The following is a 686-nucleotide window of genomic DNA, read 5'->3' as shown; positions in this document are numbered from 1 at the left end:
TAAGTAATAAATATATATTAAATTTTGAGGTGACTTAGAGAATGAATGTAGCAGATATCAAAGCACGCTTATTAGATTTAGAAAATACTTTTAAAGAAAAAGAAAGTGAACTGACTGATTTAGACAGAGCTATCGGTGATGGAGATCATGGTGTAAATATGGTCAGAGGTTTCGAACACTTAAAAGAAAAAATAGATGATCAAAGTATGCAAGCGCTATTTAAATCAACAGGTATGACATTAATGTCTAACGTAGGTGGTGCTTCTGGACCATTATACGGATTTGGTTTTATCAAAATGGCGAGTGCAGTGAATGATGAAATTGATCATGATAATCTTAAAGAGGTACTTAAAGCGTTTGCTGATGGCATTCAACAACGTGGTAAAGTCGAATTAAATGAAAAAACGATGTATGATGTTATCGAACGTGCGAGAGAAGCTGTTGAAAAAAATGAAACAGTAGATCTAGATAAACTACAATCATTTGCTAATGAAACCAAAGATATGGTAGCTACTAAAGGCCGTGCATCATATTTTAACGAAGCTTCAAAAGGTTATATTGATCCTGGTGCACAAAGTAGTGTTTATATTCTTAATGCAATTATAGGAGGAGAGTAAGTCATGACATCTATAGTAGTAGTAAGTCATAGTCATAAAATCGCAGAAGGTGTTAAACAATTAATCAAT

Annotated in this window: 1 protein-coding gene; it reads left to right on the top strand. The window is 32.9% G+C overall.

From position 1 onward, the window contains the following. The first annotated feature begins 41 nt into the window (after nt 1-41). Entirely contained in the window at nt 42-617 is a 576-nt protein-coding gene (dhaL, locus tag IE142_RS39835) for a dihydroxyacetone kinase subunit DhaL (RefSeq protein ID WP_001830509.1), read from the top strand. Nucleotides 618-686: the final 69 nt, after the last annotated feature.

Source organism: Streptomyces mutabilis, assembly GCF_014649815.1.
Lineage (GTDB): Bacteria > Actinomycetota > Actinomycetes > Streptomycetales > Streptomycetaceae > Streptomyces > Streptomyces mutabilis.
Note: the sequence above shows the minus strand (reverse complement) of the source record. Positions and strands in the feature narration are given on the sequence as shown.

Excerpts from the sequence above, each read along its gene's own strand:
- dhaL (WP_001830509.1), top strand. The coding sequence starts at position 42 with ATGAATGTAGCAGATATCAAAGCACGCTTATTAGATTTAGAAAATACT.